General features: G+C 71.7%; 23 protein-coding genes. 15 read left to right on the plus strand and 8 right to left on the minus strand.

The genetic code is table 11. The annotated features are described in order from the left end of the window. Positions 1-31: 31 nt before the first annotated feature. On the plus strand, positions 32-568 hold the full coding sequence (locus tag ACFYOU_RS03770) for a VOC family protein (protein WP_391303297.1): 537 nt from the start codon (positions 32-34) through the stop codon (positions 566-568). 80 nt (positions 569-648) lie between these two features. Here ACFYOU_RS03770 and ACFYOU_RS03775 read toward each other — a convergent pair whose 3' ends face one another. After that, positions 649-1,071, minus strand: coding sequence for a VOC family protein (locus ACFYOU_RS03775; protein ID WP_391303299.1), 423 nt, complete (start codon positions 1,069-1,071; stop codon positions 649-651). A gap of 64 nt (positions 1,072-1,135) precedes the next feature. Between ACFYOU_RS03775 and ACFYOU_RS03780 the strand changes: the two genes are divergently transcribed. Next, the gene (locus tag ACFYOU_RS03780) at positions 1,136-2,128 is read left to right on the plus strand and encodes a WYL domain-containing protein (protein WP_391303301.1); all 993 of its coding nucleotides are present in this window, start codon (positions 1,136-1,138) and stop codon (positions 2,126-2,128) included. A 211-nt stretch (positions 2,129-2,339) separates the two neighbouring features. Beyond that, complete coding sequence (locus ACFYOU_RS03785; protein ID WP_391303303.1) at positions 2,340-3,359, plus strand: GDSL-type esterase/lipase family protein; 1,020 nt, start codon at positions 2,340-2,342, stop codon at positions 3,357-3,359. 24 nt (positions 3,360-3,383) lie between these two features. Here the strand turns inward: ACFYOU_RS03785 and ACFYOU_RS03790 are convergent, their stop codons facing one another. Next, positions 3,384-4,931: an alpha/beta fold hydrolase gene (locus tag ACFYOU_RS03790; protein ID WP_391303305.1), complete on the minus strand. Its 1,548-nt coding sequence runs from the start codon at positions 4,929-4,931 to the stop codon at positions 3,384-3,386. 171 nt (positions 4,932-5,102) lie between these two features. Between ACFYOU_RS03790 and ACFYOU_RS03795 the strand changes: the two genes are divergently transcribed. Beyond that, positions 5,103-5,507: a hypothetical protein gene (locus ACFYOU_RS03795; RefSeq protein WP_391303307.1), complete on the plus strand. Its 405-nt coding sequence runs from the start codon at positions 5,103-5,105 to the stop codon at positions 5,505-5,507. A 79-nt stretch (positions 5,508-5,586) separates the two neighbouring features. Further along, complete coding sequence (locus ACFYOU_RS03800) at positions 5,587-6,501, plus strand: hypothetical protein (RefSeq protein ID WP_391303310.1); 915 nt, start codon at positions 5,587-5,589, stop codon at positions 6,499-6,501. A gap of 42 nt (positions 6,502-6,543) precedes the next feature. Here ACFYOU_RS03800 and ACFYOU_RS03805 read toward each other — a convergent pair whose 3' ends face one another. Further along, the gene (locus tag ACFYOU_RS03805; protein WP_391303312.1) at positions 6,544-7,137 is read right to left on the minus strand and encodes a DUF3995 domain-containing protein; all 594 of its coding nucleotides are present in this window, start codon (positions 7,135-7,137) and stop codon (positions 6,544-6,546) included. Between the two features lie 177 nt (positions 7,138-7,314). Between ACFYOU_RS03805 and ACFYOU_RS03810 the strand changes: the two genes are divergently transcribed. Beyond that, positions 7,315-7,725: a hypothetical protein gene (locus tag ACFYOU_RS03810; RefSeq protein ID WP_391303314.1), complete on the plus strand. Its 411-nt coding sequence runs from the start codon at positions 7,315-7,317 to the stop codon at positions 7,723-7,725. A 62-nt stretch (positions 7,726-7,787) separates the two neighbouring features. Here ACFYOU_RS03810 and ACFYOU_RS03815 read toward each other — a convergent pair whose 3' ends face one another. The 3 genes from ACFYOU_RS03815 to ACFYOU_RS03825 all read right to left on the minus strand — a co-directional run bounded on the left by ACFYOU_RS03815 (position 7,788) and on the right by ACFYOU_RS03825 (position 9,345). After that, a complete protein-coding gene (locus tag ACFYOU_RS03815; protein ID WP_391303316.1) occupies positions 7,788-7,985 on the minus strand; it encodes a hypothetical protein in 198 nt (65 codons plus the stop codon). 215 nt (positions 7,986-8,200) lie between these two features. Continuing rightward, entirely contained in the window at positions 8,201-8,398 is a 198-nt protein-coding gene (locus ACFYOU_RS03820) for a DUF397 domain-containing protein (RefSeq protein WP_391303318.1), read from the minus strand. A gap of 23 nt (positions 8,399-8,421) precedes the next feature. Then, positions 8,422-9,345 (minus strand): Scr1 family TA system antitoxin-like transcriptional regulator, encoded by a 924-nt coding sequence (locus tag ACFYOU_RS03825; protein WP_391303320.1) that lies wholly within the window; start codon positions 9,343-9,345, stop codon positions 8,422-8,424. 259 nt (positions 9,346-9,604) lie between these two features. Between ACFYOU_RS03825 and ACFYOU_RS03830 the strand changes: the two genes are divergently transcribed. From ACFYOU_RS03830 to ACFYOU_RS03855, 6 genes are all read left to right on the plus strand, one after another. Then, on the plus strand, positions 9,605-10,066 hold the full coding sequence (locus tag ACFYOU_RS03830; RefSeq protein ID WP_385494022.1) for an ATP-binding protein: 462 nt from the start codon (positions 9,605-9,607) through the stop codon (positions 10,064-10,066). Positions 10,067-11,103: 1,037 nt separating this feature from the next. Continuing rightward, positions 11,104-13,770 (plus strand): FtsX-like permease family protein, encoded by a 2,667-nt coding sequence (locus ACFYOU_RS03835; RefSeq protein ID WP_391303323.1) that lies wholly within the window; start codon positions 11,104-11,106, stop codon positions 13,768-13,770. 558 nt (positions 13,771-14,328) lie between these two features. Then, the gene (locus ACFYOU_RS03840) at positions 14,329-14,988 is read left to right on the plus strand and encodes a peptidase inhibitor family I36 protein (RefSeq protein ID WP_391303325.1); all 660 of its coding nucleotides are present in this window, start codon (positions 14,329-14,331) and stop codon (positions 14,986-14,988) included. 76 nt (positions 14,989-15,064) lie between these two features. Continuing rightward, a complete protein-coding gene (locus ACFYOU_RS03845; protein WP_391303327.1) occupies positions 15,065-15,526 on the plus strand; it encodes a hypothetical protein in 462 nt (153 codons plus the stop codon). A gap of 61 nt (positions 15,527-15,587) precedes the next feature. Further along, complete coding sequence (locus ACFYOU_RS03850) at positions 15,588-16,268, plus strand: pyridoxal 5'-phosphate synthase (protein ID WP_391303329.1); 681 nt, start codon at positions 15,588-15,590, stop codon at positions 16,266-16,268. Between the two features lie 235 nt (positions 16,269-16,503). Continuing rightward, a complete protein-coding gene (locus ACFYOU_RS03855; RefSeq protein WP_391303331.1) occupies positions 16,504-17,742 on the plus strand; it encodes a serine hydrolase in 1,239 nt (412 codons plus the stop codon). 11 nt (positions 17,743-17,753) lie between these two features. On the opposite strand, the gene ACFYOU_RS03860 is transcribed toward ACFYOU_RS03855, so the two are convergent. Further along, entirely contained in the window at positions 17,754-20,045 is a 2,292-nt protein-coding gene (locus tag ACFYOU_RS03860; protein ID WP_391303333.1) for a tetratricopeptide repeat protein, read from the minus strand. Positions 20,046-20,231: 186 nt separating this feature from the next. Between ACFYOU_RS03860 and ACFYOU_RS03865 the strand changes: the two genes are divergently transcribed. Then, positions 20,232-20,375, plus strand: a complete 144-nt coding sequence (locus tag ACFYOU_RS03865) for a hypothetical protein (protein WP_389765669.1) — start codon at positions 20,232-20,234, stop codon at positions 20,373-20,375. 24 nt (positions 20,376-20,399) lie between these two features. On the opposite strand, the gene ACFYOU_RS03870 is transcribed toward ACFYOU_RS03865, so the two are convergent. Beyond that, positions 20,400-21,323 carry an NAD-dependent epimerase/dehydratase family protein gene (locus ACFYOU_RS03870; RefSeq protein ID WP_391303336.1) on the minus strand — a complete coding sequence of 308 codons (924 nt, stop codon included), beginning with the start codon at positions 21,321-21,323 and terminating at the stop codon, positions 20,400-20,402. A 241-nt stretch (positions 21,324-21,564) separates the two neighbouring features. Here ACFYOU_RS03870 and ACFYOU_RS03875 point away from each other — a divergent pair, with 241 nt between their 5' ends. Continuing rightward, positions 21,565-23,043, plus strand: a complete 1,479-nt coding sequence (locus ACFYOU_RS03875) for a hypothetical protein (RefSeq protein ID WP_391303338.1) — start codon at positions 21,565-21,567, stop codon at positions 23,041-23,043. Continuing rightward, positions 23,040-25,148, plus strand: a complete 2,109-nt coding sequence (locus tag ACFYOU_RS03880) for a hypothetical protein (RefSeq protein ID WP_391303340.1) — start codon at positions 23,040-23,042, stop codon at positions 25,146-25,148. The genes ACFYOU_RS03875 and ACFYOU_RS03880 overlap by 4 nt, the downstream gene beginning before the upstream one ends. The last annotated feature ends 75 nt before the right edge of the window (positions 25,149-25,223 follow it).

Here is a 25,223-nt window from a genome sequence, read left to right on the forward strand (position 1 = left end):
TCGGCAAGCGACCACCAGCGAGAGGACCACGATGCCGGAGCAGAAGAGTGCCGCGCCCGAGGGGCACACCACCGTTGCGCCTTGGGTCGTCACCGACGACACGGGAGGCTTCCTGGAGTTCGTCACGGCGGCGTTCGAGGGCGAGGAACTGATGCGGGTGGCGACCGAGGACGGGTCGATCGGTCACGGCGAGGTCCGGCTCGGTGACACCGTCGTGTCCGCCTTCGACCGCCGGGCCGATTGGCCCGCCCTGCCGAGCCTGCTGAACGTGTTCGTCCCCGACGCGGACGAGGCGGTCGCCCGGGCCGTCGCCGCGGGCGGCCGGGTCGTCACCCCCGTGGCCGACGACGCCTTCGGACAGCGCGGGGGCCGCGTCAAGGACCCCTTCGGCAACATCTGGTGGGTGAGCAGCTGCGTCGAGGACGTGCCCGAGGCCGAGATGTGGAAGCGGCTGAAGGACCCCGTGTACGCGGAGTCCATGCGCGTGGCCATGGAAACGCTCGACGCGGAACTCGGCGGACGGCAGCAGGGACGCAGCAGCGCCCCCGTCCGGACGGCGACCGGCTGACCGGCACGGACTCCCGGTACCGGACCGTACGGGGCCCGGCCGCGCCGCCGCCGTGGCGCGGACGGGCCCCGCGGTGACGTTCAGCTCTGCGTGGCGATGCAGAACGGGTGACCGGCCGGGTCGAGCAGGACCCTGCGCTGTTCGGCGGGCGGCTGGACCGCGGGCTCCACGGCGCCCAGGGCCAACAGCCGGGCGTGCGCGGCCTCCAGGTCGTCGACGTTCAGTTCCATGTGCGCCTGCTTGCCCTGGGCGGGGTCCGGCCAGGTCGGACGCCGGTAGTCGGCGTCCCGGATGAAGCCCAGCCCCGGTGCACCCTCCCGGCCGAGCAGGACGAAGTCGTCGCTGGAGTAGACGACGGGCAGGCCGAGGGCCGCTCCGTAGAAACGGGCCAGCTCGGCCGGGTCCGGACAGTCGAAGTCGATGGACATCAGACGGATCTCCGGTACGACGGTGACGGCGGTTCCCGTACTCGTGGTTCCCGTACTCGTGGTTCCTGTGTTCATGGGAGGGGACCCTAGGACGGGACCAGGACAGCTTCGGTCCTGGTCATGGGGAACACTGCGGAACGTGATCAGCACCTCCGCCCGTCTGCTGCAACTGGTCTCCCTGCTGTCCGCGCGGCCGACCTGGACCTGCCACGAGCTGGCCGAACGGATGGCGGTCACCGACCGCACGGTGCGGCGGGACGTCGCCCGATTGCGCGAACTCGGCTACTGCGTCGAGTCCGACCCCGGGCCCTGGGGCGGCTACCGACTCGGCGGCGGCACCCGGGTGCCGCCGTTGGTCCTCGACGACGAGGAGGCACTCGCCGTGGCCGTCGCACTCCGCGAGGCCGCGCTCAGCGGTGTCCTCGGCGGCGACCGGGCGGCGGTGTCGGCGCTGCTCAAACTGCGGCAGGTGCTGCCGCCCCGGATCGCGGACCGGTTGGGCGAGATGGACGCCACCTTCGTCCACACGCCCAGGGCGGAGGGGCCGCGGATCTCCCCCGGCGTGCTGCGGGAACTGGCCGCCGCCTGTCGCCGCGGCGAGCGCGCCCGGCTGTCGTACCGCGACCACGCGGGCCGGGAGAGCGTCCGGGACGTCGACCCCTACCGACTGGTGCACACGGGCCTGCGCTGGTACTTCGTCGCCCGCGACGTGGCCCGGGACCAGTGGCGTACGTTCCGGGCCGACCGGGTGGTGCACGTGCGGCCGACCGGACGCCCCGTCGAACTCGTCGACCCGCCCGACCCGGCGCTCCTCGTCTCCCGGAGCATCGCGAGCGTCGTGTACCCCCTCTACGGGAGGATCCGACTCCCGCACCCCCTGGACCGGGCCCTGCGCCTGGTCCCCCCGACGATCGGCACCCACCACCCGGACGGGCCCGATGCGACCGTCGTCGAGATCGGCGCCAACGACGCCGACGAACTCGCCCGGTACCTCCTCGGCCTGGGCACCCCGCTACGGGTCCTGGCCCCGGACGAGGTCCGGTCGGCCCTCCTGCGCCGCACCCGGCAACTGTTCGAGGACAACGAGGACGGAAACGAGAGCGAAGGAGACGACGGCCACTCCTCGCCGTAGCCCCGCCGCGCCCTTCGCGCCGGGCCGTTTCTCCTCAACTCCCCGCCGGACAGCAGGGGAACGGCGCGCGCAAGGGGGTGCCGGGAACGCCCTGCGGTGCACCCACCCATTTGACCGGTCACCCTCCGCACATGAATGATCACATGTCGTTCCAAGTGACCGGCCCCCTCTTCGTGGGCCTTGACGACAGGGCACATCGATGTCTTCAGCCATGCGTAGGACGACGACTTCCCCGGTGGCGCGGCGGCTGGTTGCCGCAGCTGTCGCGCTGGCCGGCTGTTTGGCGGTCGCGGGCCCGGCGGGTAGCGCCGGCGCGGCGCCCGCCGAGCCGGTACCGACCGTCTTCTTCGGCGACTCCTACACCGCCAACTTCGGTATCGCCCCCTTCCAAGAGGGCGAGAGGACCTTCTGTTTCCAGGCGAAGGAGGACTACCCGGCCGTCGCCACCCGGCGCCTCGCGGACAAGAACGTCACGCTCGACGTCCAGGCGGACGTCTCGTGCGGAGGCGCCCTCACCCAGCACTTCTGGCAGGAACAGGAGCTGTTGGGCGGCATGAAGGTCCCGCCGCAGCAGGACGCCCTCAAGCAGGACACGCGGCTGACGGTGGGCAGCTTGGGCGGCAACACGCTGGGCTTCAGCCGCATCCTGAAGCAGTGTTCCGCCGAGCTCCGGGGCCACGTCCTGCTGCCCGGAGAGCCGGTGGACGGGGACGTTCCCGCCTCCCAGTGCGCCGAGTTCTTCGACACCGGAGACGGAAAGCAGTGGCTGGACGGTCAGTTCGAGCAGGTCACCGGGGACCTGGAGGAGCTGCTCGACCGCATCGGCTACTTCGCCCCCGATGCCAAGCGCGTCCTGGTCGGCTACCCCCGGCTCGTGCCCGAGGACACCACCAAGTGCCTGACCCCGGCGCCCGGGCAGACCCAGCTGCCGTTCGCCGACACCGCCAAGGACGCCCTGCCCGTCCTGGACCGCATCCAGCAGCGGCTCAACGACGTCATGAAGAAGGCAGTCGCTGACGCCGACGGAGGCGCCGACTTCGTCGACCTCTACGCCAGCACCGGCAGCAGTACGGCCTGCGACGGCGCGGACCGGGGCATCGGCGGCCTGCTGGAGGACTCCCAGATCGGCGACGCGCAGAAGCTCCCCTGGTACGCGCACCCCAACGACAAGGGCCGCGACATCCAGGCGGAGCAGGTCGCCGACAAGATCGAGGAGGTCCTCAACCGGTAGGGGGAGGGCGGCACCTCCGGCCGATCAACGGGCCGGCCGTCGAGGGGACACCGTCCGGTCGCGGCAGACGGTGTCCCGGGCGGGCAGGGTGCCGTGCACCAGATACGTGTTGACCGTGCGGCGGACGCAGTCGTTCGGGCGGCTCGCGTAGACGGTGTGCGCCCTGCCCGGCACCGTGACGAGCCGGGAGGCGCGCAGTGCACGGTGCATCCGGAGCCCCGACCGGTAGGTGGTGCGGGGGTCCCCGGTCGCCTGGATCTGGAGGGCCGGCACCCCGTTGTCGATGACGGTCCGCGGCTCGCGCGGTTCCTCCGCCCAGAACGCGCAGGGGAACGGGGCGTGGGTCATCGGCCCGAAGACCGGCTGCGCGGCCCGGGAGCGCCGCACCGCCCGCCAGTAGCCGTCGAGGTCCCGGGGCACCGCCGTGTCGGCGCAGACCATCGCCAGGAGCGCCGCGTAGTCCGCCGCCCGGTCCGTCCCCGCGCCCGCGAACACCAGGTCCAGGGTCCCCTGCAACCAGGCCGGCACCGTGACCGGCTTCCCGTCGGCCGCGTCCCGCAGGACCCGCAGCAGGTCGGCGAACTCCGGATCCGCGGTGTCGTGGACGAGGAGGAGGTAGAACAGCAGCGGCAGTTCACGGTCGCCGACCCGGTGCCCACCGACCCGGATCGGCTCGTCGCCCGCCCGCTCGACCACCGCCTCGACCCCGGCGCGCACCGCCGCGGGCGTGGCACCGAGTCCGTACGTACGGTGCCGGGGCGCGACCCAGGCCGCGAAGTCGTCCAGCGCCCGTTCGTTGGCGAGACCCTGGCGGCGCACCATCCGGAACGGGTACTCGGCCGGGTCGGGTGCGCTGTCCAGGACCAGCCGGTCGACCCGGCCGGGGAACATCTGGGCGTAGGTGGCCCCCAGGAACGCCCCGTACGACTGGCCGAACCACGAGGTGCGCCGCTCCCCCAGCGCACCGCGGACGACGTCGACGTCCCGGGCGACGTTGCGGGTCGAGAGGTGGGGCAGCAGGTCGGCCGCCCGCTCCCGGCAGCTGCGGGCGTCGGCCCGGGAGCGCCGTACGCTCTCCTCGAACCCCGCCCGGTCCGGCCCCGGCGCGTGCAGCAGCCAGGTGCTCCGGGTCAGCCCGCAGTCCACCGGGGTGCTCCCGCCGAGCCCCCGGGTGTCCATGCCGACGACGTCGTACGCCGCCGTCACCGCGGAGCCCATCACCGTCCGCAGGTCCCTCGGCAGGCCCAGGCCCCGGGTCGCGGGACCGCCCGGGTTGGTCAGGAGGATGCCGCGCCGCCGCACCGGATCCGTCGACGCGATCCGCGAGACGGCGACCTCGATGGTGCGTCCCCGCGGCTGGCCGTAGTCGAGCGGCACGGTGATCCGCGCGCACTCCGTCCCGCTCGCGGCGAGCGACGCGTCCCTGCACCGCGTCCAGTCGACGGTCTGGTTCCTGAACCGGTCCAGAGCGTCCCCGGCACCCGGCGAGGCGGCGAGGACGGGCCCCTCGGCGGCCGCCCCGAGGAGCGCCACCGACAGGACGAGCGCCCCCAGAACGACCGGCTTCCGCATGTGCAGCGACGCTACTGGTCCGCGGTGCGCCGACGGGCACCCTGCGGTCCACGGCGTCGTGTCGTCCGGGTGAATCCCCACCGGGTCCGCTCGCCACCGACCGGCGGCGAGCGGGGGGTGCCGTAGCGTGCCGCCCGTTCCCCTGCCCGTCACGGCCGAAGGCGGCACGTCGTGGAAGCGTACGAACTCCTACCGATCGTCGCGCTCTTCGCCCTGGTCACCGTGGAGTTCGGTGGCCATGCGCTGCTCCAGTTCCTCACCACCAGGCAGGGCACGCTCACCCCGTTGCGCGAGCGGTCCTTCCGCGCCGGTCATGCGCACGCCGGTGTGCTGCTGATCCTCTCCCTGGTCTACTTCCTCTACCTGCCGCAGGCCGAGTTCTCGTCCGGCACCGACTGGCTCTTCGGCGTGCTCCTGCTGGTCGGGGTGCTCGCGCAGTCCGGCGGCTTCTTCGTGCACCTGGCCCTCGGCTCCGAAGGACGCGCGTCCCTGGGCACGCACCTCACCCGGGCCGGTGCCCTCCTCATCGCCGCGGCACTCGTCGCCCTGGGGGTCGGGCTCGTCCAGAGCCTCTGAGTCGAAGGGCGGCGGATCCGTCGTGGAGCACTCCGGGCCGTGGGCCCCGGTACGGAGGTGGTGGGCGGCCAACCCGCCGATGGTCGCAACGGTCGTCGTCGCCGGCGTGTTCATCCTGATCGCGCTGGTGGGACTGGCCGTCGACCCGCGGGTGATCACCGGGCAACCGGCGTGGGCGAAACCCGCACGGTTCGCGTTCTCCTTCGGCCTGTTCGGCGTCACCCTCATCTGGTTGACGACCTTCGTCCGGGGACACGACCGTCCGGTGCGGGTGATGGGCTGGACGGTGGTGGCGTGCGTGGCCGTGGAGGGCGCGGGCGGCACCTGGGCCACGGCGGAGGGGACCACTAGCCACTTCAACTTCACCAGCGTCGTCAGCGGCACCAGGATCGTCTTCATGCTGATCGCCTCGCTGGTGCTCCTGGCGATCGGCCTGGTGACCGTGTTCCTGCTGCTACGGGGACGGGTCGAGCCGCCGGCGCTGGCGTGGGCGCTGCGGCTGGGGATGGCGGTGACCACCCTGAGCATGGTCGCGGTCTATCTGATGGTGCAGGCCACGCCCGCGCAGGAGGCCGCCGCAGACCGGGGGCACGGCATGCCGTACATCGGCGCGCACACGGTGGGTCCGCCGGACGGTGGCCCGGGGCTGCCCGTCACCAACTTCAGCACCGTGGGCGGGGACTGGCGCGTCCCGCACTTCTTCGGCGTCCACTCCCTCCAGGCCCTGGCCCTGCTGGGCCTGCTCCTCACCCTCGGGCCCCGGATGCTCGGACCCCGGCACCGCACCGCCCTGGTCTGGATCGCCGGCGTCTTCTGCCTGGCCCTGACCGGCATCCTCACCTGGCAGACCCACCGCGGTCAGCCCTTCGCCTCCCCCGACGCGTCGACCATCACCGCACTGACCGCGCTGGCCGTCGCCACCGCGGTGGCCACGGCCGTCGTGTTCCTCCACGCCCGCACGGGACGGCGCGCGGTCCGCGACGCGGGCACGTGAGTCGGGACGCGTCGGGGTGCGGCGCTCCGGTCTCCAGAGGTGTCACCCGAGCCGCGACGCCAGGGCAGCGGCGGCGGAGAGGGCCAGTGCCCCGAAGCCTCCGATCCTCCCCGCGATCACGGCGTCCCCACGGTCCGCCACCGTGCTCAAGTGGGTCCGCGCGGCGAGCCCGAAGAGGACGCCGCCCGCAACGAACCACGGACCCCACAGGTACGTGTACCAGCGGGTGACCGAACTCAGGTCGGGGTCGATGTCGATGACGTGGGCCTCTACGAGCAGTCCGTGCACCACGAACTCCGCCCCGTGCCACACGAGCAGCACCGTCGCGCCCCAGCCCGCCAGTTGCAGCAGCCGGTTCGTGCCGCGACCCCACGCACGACGGCACACCAGCGCCACGCCCAGCAGTCCGCCCACGGCCTTGAGCACGCCCGTGGCCCACAACAGCGCGATGAACCCGGGGTCGCGCTCGCGGGCCAGTTCGACCAGCGGCGGCGCGAGCGCGGTCGATGCGGTGGTCAGGCCGATCCCCCAGGCCCAGGCGAAGCTCGGCACGGCGAAGGCCAATCCCCATACGACCGCGGCGTGACCGGGCCACCTGCCCGGACGGCTCGCCGCATCCCCGAGACGCAGGCTCATGGGGCGATTCTGTCCCGTTCGCCGAAGTGCCCGCCAGTACGGTTCCGGCTGTTGCGCGAGCACGTGACAGTGGTGCCGTAGGAAGCGTGCAGGGGTTCGGCACGTGATGTGTCGATGTCCTCCGGCGGGGCGGGACGGCTCCTAGACTGGCGCGGCTTCCACGAAGGGACCCCACTCATGCGCCCCAGCCGCTTCACGGACTTCGTCATCGACCTGGTCAAGAACCAGCCCACGGCCAGCCGCGTGCAGACCCTCGCCGAAGCAGGTGACAAGCAGCACCCGCGGGGCGTGGTCATCACCACGGCGACCGGGGAGACCCGGTGGCAGTTCGTCGGGCAGCTCCCCGAGGGCGCGAAGCACGACTCGTTCGACGACGCGCCCGTGACCGACGCGGCCCCGCCCACGGGTGAGTCCCCGCAGTCGGACGACCTTCCCGAGGCGTGGTTCGCCGCGGTGCTGACCCGGTCCGAGAACGCTGAGATCGCGTCCGTGGAACGTTGGTCCACTCGCGAGGGCGAGCGCGCCGGCAACCACGGGCTCACCGTCCACTTCCACAACGGCGCCCGCATCTTCGCCCGCCAACTCTGACCTCCGGGGTTGTCTGGTGGGACCATCCGACTCCGGCCGTGCCCCTGAGCGCCGGGCGCTCCTCACTCGTCGGGTTGACCGTGGTGCCCGAGCAGACCGAGTGCCGTCAGCACGATCACGCAGAGCGTCATCCAGCCGATGAACGCGCCACCGCCGTACAACAACGCACCGGCTACCGGCGCCCCGGTCGCATGCGAAAGCACCCCCGCGACCACGGCCACCAGCAGTGACGACACGAAGGACAGGAGTGTGAGAAGCACCTGCACGAGAAAAGTCGGCCTCACCAGTCGATCCCTTCACCAAGGTGATCGACCAGTCGGCGGGCAGCCTCAGCTCGACCACCGCTTGCGGATGGCCTGCTGAGGCTCTGCGACGATTAGAGACTCATGGTGCTCATTGCCTATCGAGACCGAAGCACTGTCCCCCATCGGACACGTCGCCAGTGCTTCTCACTCTCGAATGAGCAACACGCACCCTAGCGGGGGTCGTTGAAGATCGCCACTGCGTGCCTCACGAACTCCTGCCAGGCCGCGTGCGGGACGTACAGCGCGGGGCGTTGTCTGTCCTTCGAGTCGCGGACACCGGTACGGTGCGCCAGGTGCGCGACCTCTATGCAGAGGTTCCCCTCCGATCCACTGTAAGAGGACTTGAACCATTGCTGCTCAGCAGGCATTCCAAGGTCCTTCAGGCTGGTGTTCACGCTGACTCAAGTTCCTTTGCGAGGCTCTCTAGGAGGGCTGGGGTGGCCGATGGCCCCAACGCCTCGCTCCGCATGGCATCAAGCCTACGGTTGTACTGGAGGATGTCGAACTCTCGATCCGTAACGGTGAAACCGGTCGAGTCATCCATGTAGACCACCGAATCCATGGAAGCCCCGAAGTTCAGAATGGCGAAGTCGCTTCCCGCGCGATAGCACCCATTTCTCAGCGGCAAGACCTGAACAGTCACGTTGTCTAGGGCACACAAGCGATGAAGTTCCGCGTACTGCCTCTTCATCACTTCGGGGCTTCCGATCACTCGACGCAGGACGGACTCGTCCAGAACCACGCACAGAGCTACAGGATCGTCCTGTCGTGTCAAGACATTCTTACGCTCCATCCGTAGTCTCACGTTGTTCTCGATGAACTGGGTCGTTGTCTCGTTGACCGGTTTCGAGATGGTGAACTGGGCCCTCATGTAGCTCTCGCACTGAAGCAGACCGAAGACGTACATGGGATGCCACGCGCGGATCTCCCGCGCATCGGACTCCAAGCTGGCGTACATCGGCATGCCCGGCAGCGCCATGTTCTGGAAGCTCACGTACGGATCGCGGCTCAGCGACTCACGGTGAAGATTCAACATGGTGTCACGCTGATCGATGTCCGTGACGCCGTAGCGGTCGAGTAGGCCCTCCAAGTCCTCCACCCTGGGCAGGTTGTTGTGCCCGGTCTCCACTCGGCTCAGCTTCGTCTCGCTGAAGCCGAGACCCGTTGCCGCCTCCTTGATGGTGATCCCGGTCCGCTCCCGGAGCATCCTCAGCTCCTTGCCGAGAGCGCGACGCCGAAACGTGGGACCTCGTCGTGCAGCCACCGTGTGTGTCCTCTCCTGACTCGTGACAACGCTCAACGTGCGGATGTTCACGGCCTCGAACCCCCTGTGAGCCGGGCGAGAGGCCCTGTCCGCGTGCTGGCATGTGCCACTTTGCTCGCAGGTCTCATTGCACTTGCAGGCCATGCGCGTGATGCAGGACTGTAGTTGAGCGATTACGGAAAGCGCATCCGTTCCACTCAACGCGCCCCCGCGCACGCACCCCCTCAGCTGTCGCGTGCCCATCGGGTCCCCGGCCAGGGCCCGAGCGGGGGAACCCTCACACCCTCGGTACGAGAGAAGGCACCTCCCCATGCCCAGCGCACCCATGACCGGCCGTGCGACCCGCAGAACACACGCGGCAGCGGTGACCGCGTTCTGTTTCGACCGCACCCCGCTCCGACCGGGCACCTTCCCGGCCGCGTCCGACCGGCTCTGGGTGGGCCAGGTACGACGGCTCACCGAGACCCGGCTGAGGTACTGGGGCCTGGGGCACCTGCGGGACGACGCGGGGCTGCTCGTCAGCGAACTCGTCACCAACGCCCTGCTGTACGGGAACGGCGACTCCATCCGCGTCCGGATCACCTGCACGCACGAGGGGGTCGACCTCGCGGTGCGCAGCGGGTTCACCGAACCGGACCGGGTACGGGTCGGAACAGCGGGGCCCGGGGACGAGAACGGGCGCGGCCTCATGCTCGTCGCGGCGCTCGCGGAGGACTGGGGCGTCGACCGGGAGGGGTGGGTGTGGTGCACGGTGCCCGCGGCCGCTCCTTGAGGTCGTTCGTCCTGTGGGTGCTGAGCCGCCTGTGGCCGTCGCGGGGACGGCACGCGCCAACTACGCCCTTGTACGGGACCGTTCGGGAGCCGGAGCCACTGTTCCCGGACGAGTGGGACGGGCCGACCGACGTATGGGCGGGGCCCCGGGGCGCGCCCGTACCGGCACACGTCCTCACCCTCCGGTGGCCCGTGGAACACCGCGCGGACGACCGTACGTTGCAGCTGCGCGCGGTGGGGAGCACGGCATGACCGGGGAAGGGCTGACCGTGCCGGTCCCCCGCCGCCGGACGGACCGTTGCGTACGGTGCGCCCGCCCCACCTCCGCCCGGCTACCCGTACAGGTCGACGGGCGGACCCGTACCGCGTGCGCCCGCTGCGGACCGGACCTCACCCCGGGGCCGACCTGGGACGAACCGGCGACGGCCACCCCGGCACGCACCCGGGAGACGCCGCCGAACGGGACCGCTGCGCACGCCACTTCACCACACGCGCAACAGGAGGTGGCCTGAGTCGCATGGCCGATCACCACATTGTGACTACGCGGAGTGAATGGTCTACTCCAAAGAGTTCAGAATCAGAAGCGCCGTTCGTGGTGTCCCGCGGAACTCGACACCACACGCGTGGGACTTCGTCCACGAATCCGCCGCGCATCCGGCACCGGGACACCCGCCCCCGCGGCGTTCCCGCTCAGCCACTGCCGGCAGCAGGCGGCCTCGGAACCCGGACGACGCACATCCCACGACGGCGCACGAAGAGAAGAGGCGAATCCCGTGAAGCTCCTGACCAAGCTCGGCGATACCCTGCTCAGCAAGCTGGCGCCCGAAGCCGAAGCACATGCCGGCTGCTACAGCTGCTCCAGCGGCGCTTGCAACACCGCCCGCTTGGACGGCCGATGCACGGCCGGTCGGAGGTTCGTCCGGTGCTGCTACTCGGGCGGGTCGGCTTGCCCCTCCTCGTACTGCAGCGGCTGGGAGTACTGCGGCCTGTGCTGACCGCCGCGCGATCCACCTGAGGTGAGCCCGACGAGGAGGGCCCGTGCTCCGTTTGATGCACCACCATCTGATGCGTCACTGGGCGCGTTCCGTGGCGCTCCTCGTCGGGATCCTCGTGGCGGTGTCGTCGTTCGTGGTGCTGACGGCGACCACGGAGTCCAGCAGACTCACCGTCACCGGCACCATCGCCAAGAACCGCGGCGCGTACGACATCCTCGTCCGCCCCAAGGGCTCCGCTCAGGAGTTGGAGAAGGCAGAAGGGCTGATACGTCCCAACTCCCTCTCCGACGTGTACGGCGGCATCACCACCGACCAGCTCGCCACCGTACGGAAAGCACCCGGCGTCGACGTCGCCGCACCGCTCGCCATGCTCGGACACACGTCGGAGCCCGGCGGGGTCGCCGTCGACCTCGCCGAACTGATCCCCAAGGGCACCCGAGGCACCTTCGACCTCGGCCGGACCTGGGAATACGACCGCGGCCTCTCCACCATCAAACAACGCGCACACACCGTCTTCATCACCCCGCACCCGCTGGAGGCCGAACCCGGGCCCAAGGTGGAGCAGACGGAGGCGAGCGGCGCCGTCACCTACCACACCAGTCGCTTCTTCGAAGTCCTCCCCTCCGGCGAGCGGCGCGAGGTGTGCAAGGGCACGATGCGCAAGGCGGAACACGTTGCCGGACTGTCCAGTTCCGTCACCTGCCTGTCCTGGTCGAAGGTCACCGAGACGGGGCCCGACTTCGAGCAGAGCGAGCCGGGGCCCCGGACCCAGATGCTGTTCAACTTCCCCGTGTCGTACCTCGTCGCGGGCGTCGACCCGGTCGCCGAAGCCGAGCTCTTCGGCCTCGACGAGGCGGTCACCAAGGGCAAGTACCTGAGCCCCGCCGGCCCTCACCATGTGACGAAGCCCGACCAGTCCGTGGAGACGACCCTCCCGATGCTCCGGTCCGAGCGCGCCGCGAGCGCCCTGGCGGTGCGGGTGACCCTGACCCGGCACGGCGAGGACCGACCGCTCCTGCGCAAGCGGTTCGAAGCCGGCGCCCGGCAGTTGGACCACCCGATCGGCAAGCGCAGCGACATGGTCCTGCCCGGGTTCCTGGCCACCCGGCCGATCACCTACGACCTGGCCGACGACGGCACCCTGCGGCCCCGCTCGGTGAAACGCCCGCCGCTGTCCCGGACGATCCTGCCGCTCGACGGCCAGGACCTGTGGTTCCGTACGCTCGTACCGCAGCAGTCGCAGGCGGTGCAGCTGAGGGGACATCCGAAGATCGTCGGCACCTTCGACGCCGAACGGTTGCCGGAGTTCGACGCGGCGAGCCGGGTCCCGCTCGGTACGTACGGTGCACCCGCCCTCACCGGCGCCGACGACCGCTCCCGGAAACTGCTGGACGGAGACGCACTGCGCCCCGGCGCCTCCCCCGCCTCCTACGTCCAGCAACCTCCGCTGATGCTGGTGTCGTTGGCGTCGACGCAATGGCTGGCGGACAACGGCTACATGACGCGAAAGCAGTCGTTGGCCCCGGTGTCGGCGATCCGGGTACGGGTGGCCGGGGTGACGGGCGCGGACGAGGTGTCACGGGAACGGGTGCGGATCGCGGCGGAGGAGGTTCGGAAGCGCACCGGTCTGCACGTCGACATCGTGCTCGGCTCTTCGCCCACCGCCCGTACCGTCGTCCTGCCCGCCGGGGAGAACGGGCGCCCCGAATTGAAGCTCGCCGAGTGGTGGAGCAAGAAGAACGTCGCCACCCGGATCATCGAGGCGTCGGACGCGAAGTCGTTGGTGCTGTTGGTGTTGGTGTTGGTGGTGTGCACGCTGTTCGTGGCGAACGCAGCCGCATCGGCCGTACGGTCGCGGCGCGGCGAGTTGGGATTGCTGGCCGCGGTGGGCTGGCAACGCCGCCACCTGTTCACCATCGTCCTCGGCGAACTCCTCCTCCTCGGCACCATCGCCGGAATCTCCGGAACCGGTGTGGCCTGGGCAGCGGGAATCGTCCTCGACATCGACGTACCGCCCACGCGGGCCGCCCTCGCCGTCCCCGTCGCCCTGGCCGTTGCGCTAGTCAGCGGCGCGATACCCGCCTGGCTCGCATCCCGCGTCCACCCCGTCACCGCACTGCGCCCCGCCGTCACCACCGGGCGACGCACCCGGATGTTCGCCGGAGTCGTCGGCATGGCCCTCGCCGGCGCCACCCGCGCCCGGGGCCGCACCCTCCTCGGCACCGCAGCCGTCGCCACCGCCGCCGCCGCAACCGTCCTCCTCCTCGCCGCCACCTACACCTTCCAGGGGACGTTGGCCGGCTCGCTGCTCGGGGAAACGATCTCCGTGCAAGTGCGCTCCACCGACACCGCCGCCGTCATCACGATGGTGGTGCTATCGACGGTCGCCGTCGGGGACGTCATCTACCTCGGGGTGCAGGACCGGGCCGCCGAGTTCGCCCTACTCCGCGCCGTCGGCTGGGACGAACGCGTCACCACCCGACTCGTCCTCACCGAAGGCACACTCATCGGCCTCCTCGGCACCCTCACCGGAACCCTCCTCGGCACCACCGCCACCCTCTGGCTAGCACCCACCGGCAACACCACCGACCTCCTCACCCCCGCCGCCACAGTCATCGCCACCGGCACCGCACTCTCCGCCGCGGCTGCCCTCGTCCCCGTACTCATCCAACGCCGCACCCCCACCGCCCGGCTCCTCGCCGAGGAGTGAGCAGGACCCCCGACCTGCTGGTCGTACGGCTCCCCCACCTGCCGGGGGCCCCGTTCGCACAATGAGCCATTGTGGTCGCGTCCTGCCCGGCCGCCGCCCGTTGGTCCGGCAAGAGGCTGGGGCGGCGGGCGGTGAACGGCCCCGGACAGGGTTGCGGTCGGGCGGGTGTGCGGCTTCCGGGGGGCTCCGCGGCCACGGCGTTGCGGCAGCCGCTCCGGACGGGTTCCTTCCGCAGCGGGCGGTACCGCGGCGTCCGCGGCGCCGGCTGCTTCGGTCAAGCGCCATTCAAGACACACCGCCCCTGAATTCCACGAGTGTGTGTGCCATCTTTGCGGAACGGTCGTGGGGGACGGCCGAGGCCGTGGGGGACGGCCGAGGCCGTGGGGGACGGCCGACCCGCCTGCGCGCGTTCTCCATCGAACTGCGCGCAGTGAATGCGGGCGAGTGAGTGGTGTCGTACGCGACCTCACTCCCTTGCGGTGCCTGACCAACACCGACCAGCGAAGGATCACCATGCGCAATCGAACTCGATTTGCTGTGACGACCGCCGCTTTCACCATGGCTGCAACGGGAATCTTCGTCACCCCGTCATTCGCCAATGCCCCCGTGCCGAATCCGGCGCCGCCGGTCTCCGGCACGCTGACGCCGGCGGAGGAGGCGGAACTCGAAAGTTCCGCGACCCACCCGGCGAGCGTCTACTACCAGGGTGCTCTGGTGCCCGACAACGTGGACATCCCCGATGCCGCGCAGGTGTGCGCCGAGGTGGGCGTGGACGCGACCATGCACTGTTTCGACACCGACGCACAGGCCAACGCCTACCTCGCCCAGCACGCGCCCACCCAGGCGGCACGGGAAGGCGCGGCGCAGGCCGCCGCCGGTGCGGGGAACGTGGGGACGAACGCGTACAGCGACTGCCCGAGCACCTGGGTGTGCCTCTGGGAGCACGCCGACTTCACGGGCCGTCGCCTCCAGTGGCCCACCTACGACACCGCCAAGACCCGGCACCTGGACCGCTACAAGCCGAGCTTCCGCGACAAGACCTCCTCCGCGTTCGTCAACCGGCCGCAGCGGGGCGTGTGGCTGTACGACATCCGCAGCGGCCTGCCCGACCCGCACCTGATCCTGGCCTCGGGTTGGAGCCTGTACTCGAATTTCAAGGACTACGATTACCCCTACGGCGGCAACTGGAATGACAAGGCCGACGCCATCAAATTCTGATTGCGGCCTGATGTGACGTTCTGTTCGCGCCCCGTCCCCGACGGGGCGCGAACGGTTTCCGAGGAGAATTCAGCACATGTCCACACGCTTCACCCGACTCGCTTCCGGCGCCCTCACCGCACTTCTGGTCACCGGGCTCACCACCGGCTGCAATCCGCTCGAATCGAAGCCGAAGGGCGAAAAGGCCCCCGACGCCCCCGCCCTCACCGAACCGAAGCTGCCCGAGGACACGGACGCGGCGGGGTCGAAGAAGGCGGCCGCCGAGTTCCGCACCTGGATCGAGGCGAACGGGGACGAGCAGCAGAAGGCGGCGGCCTCCCGGATACAGCGGGTCCTCGGCGACTGGCAGGGCGAACTCGCCGAGGCGTACATCTCGACGGACATCAACGGCGGGAAGACCGAGGTGGCCGACCCGACGGGCGCCGCCAAGGCCCTCGCCGGCGCCTTCGACCGGTGGAAGGACGCGGCGAACGGGGTCAAGGGGGCGGTGTCGGTGCACGACGTCAACGGGAACGCGCTCACGCTGGGTTCGTTCTGACCCCACGGACACCGTGCGCCCCGTCCGGCAGCGACTCCGACCGGACGGACATACTCGGGGCATGGACACCGATCTCGACGCGCTGCTGAGGACCCTGCGGGTCTGGGACCTGCCGGAACTCCCGGACTTCGACCCGGAGGCGAGCCCCGCGGAGCCCCGCGCACTGTTCACCGAGTGGTTCGCGGACGCGGTCGCGGCCGGGCAGACGGAACCGCACACCATGGCCCTGGCAACGGCCGACGCGGACGGTCTGCCCGACGTCCGGACGGTGATGTTGCACGGGGTCGACGCCCGGGGCTGGCTGTTCGCCACGCACGCGACCAGCCGCAAGGGCCGCCAGCTCGCTGAACGCCCCTACGCGGCGCTCGACTTCTACTGGCCGGCGCGGGCACGTCAGATCCGGGTGCGCGGCCCCGTCACGGTGCTGCCGGCGCAAGAGGCGCGGGACAGCCTCCGCGTCCGCTCCACCGGGGCGCTCGCCGCCGCACTGACCGGACGGCAGAGTGAACCGCTGGGCAGCCGCGCGGAGTTGGTCGACGCATCCGAGGCGGCTTGGGAGCGTGCCCTCACCGGGCCGGATGCGCCCGCGCCGACCTGGACGCTCTACGCGGTCGACGCGTACGAGGTCGAGTTCTTCCAGGGTGACGTACGCCGGAGGCACGTCCGGCTGCGGTACGTCCGCGAGGACGGCGGCGGGGGACGTGACGGGGGCGGTTGGCGGCGCGAGTTGCTGTGGCCCTGACGGGAGAACCCGGAGACGGAGCGGACGCGAGGCGCGGAGGCTGGGCGGACGGTGCTGCGGACCCCCGGTCGGGCGGTGGGGTTCGCTCCACTTCCGGCCCGGGGGGAACCTCCATCGCCCCACACCGTCTTCCCATGAGTGAATGATCTTGCGGCGGCCGTCCCGCCACGCTCCAACTCCGCACACCCACACGGGCGTTGCTCCACCCTGTCTTCCCCACAGCGAGGCGACCAGCATGAGCCGGACACCGAGGCCGATACCCCACCCCGCTCCTGACACCCGGTGCCGGGCCTCCGCGGCCCGCCGCGGGACCGTCCGCGCAGCCGTCGCGACCGTCGTCGGCCTGGCGACCCTCGCGATGCCGATGGCCACCGCCGCCGCGGCCCACTCGGACACCGGGACCCGGGGCTTCGGCAAGGCCGACCTCCAACGGGGCCTCGACGGCATCGTCCGGCTGGACGGGGTCGTGGGCGCCGAGGGAACCCTCGTCGACGGCGGGCAGCGGACCCACGCGCGCAGCGGAACCGCCGAACTCGGCACCGACCGTCCCGTACCGCACCAGGGCCACTTCCGGATGGGCAGCAACACCAAGACCTTCGTCAGCACCGTCATCCTGCAACTGGTCGAGGAGCGCAGGATGCGGCTCGACGACACCGTCGAACGCTGGCTGCCCGGCGTGGTCCAGGGCAACGGGAACGACGGCAACAGGATCACGGTCCGCCAGTTGCTGAACCACACCGCCGGCCTCCCCGACTACGTCGCCCACGTGCCGGCCCTCCGCAGCGCGGAATCGTTCCAGCAGCACCGGTACGACGCCTACACCCCGCACCGACTGGTGGCTCTCGCGATGCGGGACCGCCCGCTCTTCGAACCGGGTGCACGATTCAGCTACTCCAACACCGGTTACGTGCTCGCCGGCATGATCGTCAAGCGGGTGACGGGCAACGAGTGGGACGAGGAGGTCCGCGCCCGGATCACCGAACCGCTGCGGCTGCGGAACACGTACTCCCCCGGCAAGCGCTTCGGGCTGCCCGAGCCGCACGCCCGGGGATACCAGCAGTTCGAACCGGGCGGGCAGCTGGTCGACAGCACCCGGCTCAGCATGACGTGGGGCGACTCCGCGGGCGACCTCGTCACCACCTCCCACGACCTCGCCCGCTTCTGGCAGGGCCTGCTCGGCGGCAAGCTCCTCGCACCGAAGTCGCTGGCCGAGATGAAGAAGACGGTGCCGGCGCCCGTGGAGGGCAGTGCGGTGAACGAACGCGCGGGGCTCGGCGTGTTCTGGCGCGGGCTGAGCTGCGGCGGCGGCTCCTGGGGTCACGGCGGCACGACCCTCGGCCACCTCAACACGAACGCCTTCAGCGAGAAGGGCGAGCGCGGGGCGATCGTGCTGCGGTCCACGAACCTCGCACGGGGGGACCGCGATGCGCGTACCGAGGCGCTGCTCGACGCGGCGCTGTGCGCGAAGCGGTGACGGGGTTCCCGCTACGGCTGCTGGGCGCGCGCCCGTTCCAGGTTCCCCCGCACGAGCACGGTCAGCGGGTGGTCGGTGCCCAGATTCCTGACGCAGCCCGTCAGAGCGCGCTCGTACAGGGCCAGCGCACGCCCCAGGTCCCCCACCTCTTGGTGCACGCCAGCGAGGTTGTTCCGGGACACCAGGGTGTCGGGGTGATCCGCACCCAACACCCGCTCCCGGTCACGGAGCAGTCCCTCGTGCAAGGACAGCGCCCGCTCCACATCCCCGACCGCCCTCAGAGCCTCCGCGAGGTTGTTGCGAGAAGTCAACGTGTTCGGATGGTCGACGCCCAACACCCGCTCATGGTCCTCCGCACTGCGCTCCAACAGCGCTAGCGAACGCCTCAGGTCACCCACCGCTCGGTACACGCCAGCGAGGTTGTTCCAGGACACCAGGGTGTCGGGGTGATCCGCACCCAACACCCGCTCCCGGTCACGGAGCACCCCCTCGTGCAAGGACAGCGCCCGCTCCACATCCCCGACCGCCCTCAGAGCCTCCGCAAGGTTGCTGCGAGAAACCAACGTGTTCGGATGGTCGACGCCCAACACCCGCTCATGGTCCTCCACACAGCGCTCGTGCACGGATGCGGCCCGCCCCGGATCCCCCGCCGAGTCGTAGGCGGTGGCGAGGTTGTTCCGGGACACCAGGGTGTCGATGTGCTCGGTGCCCATGAGCCGTTCACGGGTGCCGAGGGCACGTTCAAGAGCGGGGAGCGCAGGGGCGAACACGCCTTGCCCCTTACGATAGATGGCTCCGCGGTCGAGTGCGCGGGCCGTGTGAACGGTGTCGAGTTCGGGGCCGTGGTGACCACTGAGGGCGTCGACGTGCGGGAGCAGTGCCCGGCACCTGGGCCAGTTCACGGGATCTCCGACAGCTGCGGGGAAGGCGCCCCCGACGAGGGCGGCGGCCTGGTCACGGGCGACCGCGATGGCGTCCGCATCGCGGTGCGGGTCGTCGGGGTCGGGGGTACGGGCGAGGGCCTGGACGAGGCGGTGGACGCTCAGGGTGCCGTCGCGATGGTCGGAGACCATGCTGTACGCGACCAAGCGGCCGAGCGCCGTCGCGAGTTCGGGCGGCGGTTCGGCGCAGCCGTCCAGCAGGTCCCGGGGGATGCCGGTGGGGGCGTACCAGGCGAGGACGCGGAGGAGGTGTCCGGCGAGGGGCGTACCGGTCAGACGGTCGAGGGTCAGGCGCCAGACCCGCGCGACCGTGCGTTCCGCATCGCCCCCTTCCGCAGCGGCGGCGAACATCGCACCGGGCCACTGCGCCAACATGGCGAGGTAGGCGCGAGGACTCGTCCCGGTCTCCGCGCAGTACGCGGCGGCCTGCTCCACCGCCAGGGCCAGGTGCCCCAGCTCAGCGCACAGGTCCTCGACGCCGTCCACGTCGTCCGTGCCGTGGTGCGCCAGTACCCCGGTGAACAGGGCGACGGACTCGGCCGGCTCGAAGACGTCCAGGTGGACGGTCGCGGCGTACCGGTGCCAACCGGTGGCGCGCCGGGTGGTGACCAGGACCCGGCCGCGCCCGGGGAGCCGGTCGACCACGACCCGGACGTCGTCCACGCGGTCGACGTTGTCCAGGACGAGCAACCAGTCGTCGTGCGCGGCGAGCCACTGCACCGCGTGCTCGACCTGGAGGGTGGCGGGCAGTTCCCCCAGCGCCGGACGGAGTGCGCGGGCCAGCGCCGCCAAGCCCGCGTCCACCGCCTCGGGACCGTCCGCGGTGATCCACCACCGCACCCGGGCGGACGCCCGGTGCGCGGCCCAGTGCGCGGCGAGCGCGGACTTGCCGACCCCGCCCAGCCCGTGGACCGCGTGCAGCACCACCCCGCCGGGGCTGGCGAACGCCGAGTCCAAGGCGTTCAGCGCCGCGGTGCGGCCGACGAACCCCGCGGCGGCCGGGACGTTCGAGATCTCGCAGTCGACGCCGGGGACCGCCCGCCCGGACGGGGCCTGTGCCCGGTCCAGCAGGTTCCGCCAGTACCGCTCGTTGAGCTTCTCGCCGGCCCACCCGCTCCACACCTGGACCAGTGCGAGGACGTGTTCGCTGCTGGCCGCGCTGGGGACCGTCGCCTGCTTCGGCGGTACGGCGAGCCAGGCGCTGACGGCCTGGAAGCGCACGGCGACCCCGTACTTCGTCCGCGCCGTCGCGGCCGCGGCCTCCCGTCGCGAACACGGCTGCGCGGCGGCCTTGCGGGCCACCTGCGCGCGCTGCTCCAGGGCGCGCAACTGCTCGTTCAGCTCCTGCGCCGGATCCGCCACCGGCCCCCCTGTCGACCGTGTCCGCAGTGTCCGTACCGCCCCCGGCGGACACCTCGTTGACCTGCGAGCTTAGAGGCAGTCCGGCCGGACCGTCAGTTCCTTCGGGCACCCCGCACCGGCAGCCGGGAATCTCGGCTCGGCACCCGGCCGGACGGAGCCGGGGCACACCACCCGAGGGGGCACACCGTGAAGAGGACGAAGCAGCAGAAGCAGATGCGGACCGTTCGGCGGCTGGCGCGCACCGCGCTGTTCGGGGCGGTGCGCGGAGCCGGGACCGCTGCCGGCTCCGCGGTGGTCGCCGCCGCAGTGTGGTGGCTCGGCATCCGGTGACACCGACCCGCGCGGACGATCGGCTCAGCCGGGTTCGTTGGCCGTCAGACGCCCGCGGATCCAGTCGGTGACGGAGGCGTGCTCGGGCTTCCACCCCAACTGCTCCCGGGCCCCCGTACCGCGCACCCGGCTGTTCGAGCCGAGGGCGTACACGGCGGGTTCGTACCCCCACTCCCGGATCGCCGCGTCGATGTCCCAGGGCTGGGCCGGGCCGAGCCCGAGGGCGTCCGCGATGGCGCCGGTCATCGCGGCGAAGGACGCCTCCCCGTTCTCGACGAAGTAGAACGACCCGGCCGGCGCCGATGCGAGGGCGAGGAGGTACAGGGCCACGACGTCGTCGATGTGGACGGTCGACCAGATGTTGCGGCCGGCCCCGATGTGCCGGACGACCCCGCTCCTGCGGGCCTGGTCCACCAGGCGCGGGATCTGCACGCTGTCGCGGGAGATCCCGTACCCGTGTCCGTAGATCAGGCTGCTGCACAGCACGGTCGACCGGACGTCGCGTTCCGCCGCGGCCAGGACCAGCCGGTCGATGGCGACCCGGGGCGCCTTGTCGGGCTCGGGTCGCCACGGGTCCTCGGGCGAGAGCACGGCCTCGGTGTGGGTCCGTTCCGCGACCTCGCCGCGGGCGTCGTCACCGACGATGCTGGAGCCGCTGGCGTGGACGAGGACCTTGCCCGTACCGGCGAGCGCCTCGATGAACGACTCGACCGCGCCGCGGTGGTCGCTGTCCGCGGCGTTGACCACCGCGTCGGCCGCGCGCGCGGCCCGGGCGAGTACGTCCGCGTCGTCCAGCGTCCCGAACACCGGGGTGATCCCGCTCTCCCGGAGCGCCTTCCCGCGGTCCTCGGTCCGGGCCAGTCCCGTCACCTCGTGTCCTGCTTCGACCAGGCGGGTGGCGACGGACCCACCGATGTACCCGCTCGCTCCCGTGACGAATACGCGCACGACCAACTCCCCGAGTAGATGCGTGAGCGGTTCACGCTTCCGGAGCAACCTCGGCCCCAACTGCTTTTGTTCCTGCGGGTGTTGCGGAGTTCCCGTCGCCCCACGGGTGGGCGGCGCCTGAGTGACTGTCAGGGGAGGGCCAAAAGGGGTACTTGAGTGGTGTTTATACGACGAAATGACCCGGTGTGAGGGAAGGTGCAGTCCGTGGACGAAGGACCGGTGAGCACGGAGGGCACCATTCATGAGACGCATTCCCGGGCGACGGCCCGTACCGGGCGACCGACGCGGCGGCGGGCTGACCGCGGTCTGCTGTGCGCTGGGAGTGGGGCTCTTCGCGTTCGCCCCGCCCGTGGCCGCGAGCAGCGCCGACGCGACGGGGACCGCGCGTAGGGCACCGGGGACCGCCAGCAGCGCCGCCCCGAGCGCGCACCTCGCACCCGTCGCACCCGTCGGCGGAACGCGACCCGGTGCACAGCCCCCTGCACAACCCAGTACGCAGTCCCGCGCGCCGGGGCGGGCCGATCTCGCGGTCCGCTGGGAGTCGGCGGTGAACCCGTCCGGTACGGCAACGGGTGCGGCGGGCGCCGGGAACGGCGGGGCCCCGGCACGACCCGGCGCGCAGGGCGGGACGGGCAGTGCGCCCACGCCCACCGGCCCGGGCACGGGCACCAAGACACCCGGGACCGCCACCGCCACCGACTTCACGTTCACCTATCGCGTCTCCGTCGTGAACCACGGCCCCTCCCGGGCCGTGGACGTCGTCGTCACGGACCGGCTGCCCGACGCGCTCGTCCTGGTCGAGTCCTCCGGCGGCTGCGCGGCGGTCGGGCGAGCGGTCACCTGTGGGCCGCTGGCCGCGCTCGGCGTCGGCGAGACGCACACCTGGCTGCTCACCGTCCGCCCCGCCGACGACTACTCCGGCGACGGCTCCGACATCAGCAACGTCGCCGTCGTCACCTCCGACACCGAGGACCCCGACCGGGCGAACAACACCGCCACCCACACCGGCGTCCCGCTCCCCGGCGGGACCGGTCAGGCGGACCTCGCCCTGACCAAGACCGCGGTGCTGCCCCCGGGCCGTACCGACGCCGTGCGGCCCGGCGACCGGTTCACGTACCGCATCACCGTCCGCAACGACGGGCCCGCCGCGGCGACCGGCGTCCGGGTCACCGACCCGCTCGCGGCCGTGCTGGGCTTCGTCTCCTCGCCGGACGGCTGCGCGCTCTCCCCGCAGGACGACCGCACGGTCCTGTGCCCGGTACGGGCCCGCCTCGCCGTCGGGGAGTCGGTGACGTACGCACTCCTCGTCCGGGTACGGGAGGGCGACGCCCTCCGCGGCGGCAGCGGGGGCCACACGGACCACCGTCGCTGCGAGATCGAGAACACCGCCCACGTCACCTCCCTCACCCGTGACCCCGTGCCCGCCAACAACAGCAACCGGCCCGGCACCACCGGCCCCGGCGGCGGCCCCCTCTACCTGGAGCGCCCCGGCACCGGCCCGCACCAGCCCGAGAAGCCCCAGAAACCCCACAAGCCCCACAAGCCGCAGCGGCCGCAGGTGCCGGACCAGTTGGCGGAGACCGGGCGGCCGGTCCCCGGCTGGCTGCCCTGGTCCGGCGGGGCGACCCTGGGCACCGGCGTCGCCCTCGTCCTGTTCTCCCGTCGACAGCTGCGGGCCGCACAGCGCCCCGGCACCCCGGAGGGGGACACCCGGCCATGAGCCACCCCAGCGGCCGACCCGCCCGGGGCCGAATCGCCTCCGGCCGGAGCCCTTCGGCGTTCGCCCTCGCCCTGGCCACCGCCCTGACGACGGTCCTGGCGCTGCTGCTCGCCCCGTCGCCGACCCATGCGGCGGCCCCGCGCGCCCTCAGCTTCCCCGTCCACGAACCGTTCGACAGCGCGACCGGCAACCTCGGCAGCCTCACCGGCAACGCCAGCTACCAGAGCGGCGGTTGGCTCCGGCTGACCAGCGCGGCGGCGAGCCAGGCGGGCGGCTGGGAGATGAACGACTCCTTCTCCACCAACCTCGGGATCGTCGCCGAGTTCACCTACGCCACCTACGGGGGCACCGCCTTCGACGGCAGGCGCGGCGACGGCCTCGCCTTCTTCCTCGCCGACGGCAATGCGGTCAACGGCACCGGGGCGCCCGGCGGTTCCCTCGGTTACGCGTGCGGCGGCGGGCCGCCCTGCAACCGGTCCGGCGTGCCCGGCGCGTTCCTCGGCATCGGGCTGGACGAGTTCGGCAACTTCTCCTCCCCCGGCGTCGGCAACGGCGGGCCCGGCAGCCAGGCCAACCGGATCGTGCTGCGCGGCGGCGGCAACGGCACCACCGGCTACCGCTTCGGCACCTCGGTCGCCGGGCCCGGCGGCACGGTCGAGACCCGGGGCCGCGGCGACTACCGGACCGTGCGGGTCACCGTCACCCCCAGCGGCGGCCGGCTGCTGGTCTCCCTCTGGTCCGACACCGGCCCCGGCACCGCCCTCACCCAGCTCGTCACCGACTACGACGTGACCACCATCGCCAACCAGCCGGCCCTGCCGTCCAGCCTGAAGGTCGGGTTCTCCGGCGGGACCGGCGGCGCCACCAACATCCACGAGATCGGCGATCTGAAGATCAACGTGCCGGCCGACCTGTCCGTCACCAAGACCGGCAGCCCCGCCACCGTCCGCGCGGGCGATCCCGTCACCTACACGGTCACCGTCTCCAACAGCGCCGCCAACAACGTGCTGGGCGCCGTGCTCCGGGACGCCGTGCCCGGGCTGAGCAACGTGACCTGGACCTGCACGGCGACCACCGGCAGCCGGTGCGTGCAGCCCTCCGGCAGCGGCAACGCCGTTTCCGCCTCCGCCGACCTGCTGCGCAGCGGGTCGGCGACGTACACGATCCGCGGGACCGCGCCCGGCACCCCGGGCCCGCTCACCAACACCGCGACCGTCTACGCCCCCGCCGACCGGACCGACACCGACGCGAGCAACGACAGCGCCTCCACGACCACCACGGTGACGGCGCTGGCCGACGTGTCGGTGACGAAGGAGGCCCTGGGCACCGGTCCGGTCACCCCGGGCCAGAACTTCGACTACCGGGTCACGGCGAGCAATGCGGGGCCCTCCGCCAGCAGTGGCGTCGCGATCACCGACACCCTGCCCGCGGGGCTGACCTTCGTCGCCTCGCCCGACGGGTGCACCGCGAGCGGGCAGACCGTCACCTGTCCCACCCTGGCCACCCTGCCCGCGGGCGGCTCCCGGTCGTGGACCTTCCGGGTGAAGCTGGCCGACACCTACGGCGGGAACGGGAGCGACCTCGGCAACACGGCGACCGTGCGGCACGCCGTCGCCGACCCGAACACCGCCAACAACACCTCGACGGCGGTGACCCCGCCCGGCGGAGTGACCGAACCGCGCGCCGACCTGCGCACCGCGAAGCAGCCCCTGACCACGGCGCCCGTGTCCCCCGGTCAGACCTTCGACTACCTGGTGACCGTCGGCAACGCGGGCCCCTCGGTCGCCCGGGGCGTCCGGATCACGGACCCGCTGCCCGAGCAGTTGACGTTCGTGTCGTCCCCGGACGGCTGCACCGCGGCCGGGCGGACGGTGAGTTGCGGCCCGGTGGCCGCGCTCGCCGTCGGCGCCACGGTGCGCTGGACGTTCCGCGTCCGGATCGACCCGGAGTACGCGGCCGACGGCACCGCCCTGCGGAACACGGCGACGGCGACGGCGACCACCCGGGACCCGGACCCCGGCAACAACAGCGGTACCGCGGGCGTGCCGGGTGCCCGGGTCACCCCGCCCACCTCCGACGTGACCCTCACCAAGGGCACCGCCTGAGCCCCCCTCCCGACTCTTTGAGGAACGGACCCGATACGCGATGAGATCGAGCAGCAGAAGCGGGCGGCGGCGCCC

It is taken from the genome of Streptomyces sp. NPDC005955 (genome assembly GCF_042871255.1).
Classification (GTDB): domain Bacteria; phylum Actinomycetota; class Actinomycetes; order Streptomycetales; family Streptomycetaceae; genus Streptomyces.

What these genes read in the sequence shown, in the direction of transcription:
- ACFYOU_RS03770 (WP_391303297.1), top strand. Translation starts at nt 32, where the DNA reads ATGCCGGAGCAGAAGAGTGCCGCGCCCGAGGGGCACACCACCGTTGCG.
- ACFYOU_RS03775 (WP_391303299.1), bottom strand. Translation starts at nt 1,071, where the DNA reads ATGAACACAGGAACCACGAGTACGGGAACCACGAGTACGGGAACCGCC.
- ACFYOU_RS03785 (WP_391303303.1), top strand. Translation starts at nt 2,340, where the DNA reads ATGCGTAGGACGACGACTTCCCCGGTGGCGCGGCGGCTGGTTGCCGCA.
- ACFYOU_RS03790 (WP_391303305.1), bottom strand. Translation starts at nt 4,931, where the DNA reads ATGCGGAAGCCGGTCGTTCTGGGGGCGCTCGTCCTGTCGGTGGCGCTC.
- ACFYOU_RS03800 (WP_391303310.1), top strand. Translation starts at nt 5,587, where the DNA reads ATGGTCGCAACGGTCGTCGTCGCCGGCGTGTTCATCCTGATCGCGCTG.
- ACFYOU_RS03805 (WP_391303312.1), bottom strand. Translation starts at nt 7,137, where the DNA reads ATGAGCCTGCGTCTCGGGGATGCGGCGAGCCGTCCGGGCAGGTGGCCC.
- ACFYOU_RS03810 (WP_391303314.1), top strand. Translation starts at nt 7,315, where the DNA reads ATGCGCCCCAGCCGCTTCACGGACTTCGTCATCGACCTGGTCAAGAAC.
- ACFYOU_RS03820 (WP_391303318.1), bottom strand. Translation starts at nt 8,398, where the DNA reads ATGCCTGCTGAGCAGCAATGGTTCAAGTCCTCTTACAGTGGATCGGAG.
- ACFYOU_RS03830 (WP_385494022.1), top strand. Translation starts at nt 9,605, where the DNA reads ATGCCCAGCGCACCCATGACCGGCCGTGCGACCCGCAGAACACACGCG.
- ACFYOU_RS03840 (WP_391303325.1), top strand. Translation starts at nt 14,329, where the DNA reads ATGGCTGCAACGGGAATCTTCGTCACCCCGTCATTCGCCAATGCCCCC.
- ACFYOU_RS03845 (WP_391303327.1), top strand. Translation starts at nt 15,065, where the DNA reads ATGTCCACACGCTTCACCCGACTCGCTTCCGGCGCCCTCACCGCACTT.
- ACFYOU_RS03850 (WP_391303329.1), top strand. Translation starts at nt 15,588, where the DNA reads ATGGACACCGATCTCGACGCGCTGCTGAGGACCCTGCGGGTCTGGGAC.
- ACFYOU_RS03855 (WP_391303331.1), top strand. Translation starts at nt 16,504, where the DNA reads ATGAGCCGGACACCGAGGCCGATACCCCACCCCGCTCCTGACACCCGG.
- ACFYOU_RS03875 (WP_391303338.1), top strand. Translation starts at nt 21,565, where the DNA reads ATGAGACGCATTCCCGGGCGACGGCCCGTACCGGGCGACCGACGCGGC.
- ACFYOU_RS03880 (WP_391303340.1), top strand. Translation starts at nt 23,040, where the DNA reads ATGAGCCACCCCAGCGGCCGACCCGCCCGGGGCCGAATCGCCTCCGGC.